Origin of the sequence: Paenibacillus sp. EKM301P (assembly GCF_011800295.1) — a bacterium.
Classification (GTDB): Bacteria; Bacillota; Bacilli; order Paenibacillales; family Paenibacillaceae; genus Paenibacillus; species Paenibacillus polymyxa.
Window position 1 is genome coordinate 1 of the sequence record NZ_JAALFM010000121.1, and the last position, 299, is coordinate 299.

The 299-nt window shown below is 53.2% G+C and carries 1 protein-coding gene; it reads left to right on the plus strand.

Annotated elements, in window-relative coordinates:
* On the plus strand, nucleotides 1–299 hold a 299-nt coding region (locus HFD99_RS25120; protein ID WP_167441087.1), incomplete at both ends, for a condensation domain-containing protein.

A 299-nucleotide genomic window follows, 5' to 3' on the forward strand; every position in this document is an offset into this window, starting at 1 on the left:
CGCGGAGAACTGCCGGTTTTGGAATTGCCGACGGACTATCCGCGCCCGGCTATGCAGAGCTACGAGGGCCGCACGCTGCAATTGTTTATGGATAGCGAGAAAAGCGAGGGTCTGAAACGGCTTGCAGCCGAGAACGGCGCAACGCTTTATATGGTTCTGCTTGCTGGTTATACAATATTATTGCATAAGTATACAGGGCAAGAAGACGTGGTGGTCGGTACACCGATTGCAGGAAGAAATCACAGCGACGTTCAGCCGCTGATCGGGATGTTCGTCAATACCCTGGCCATCCGCAGTTA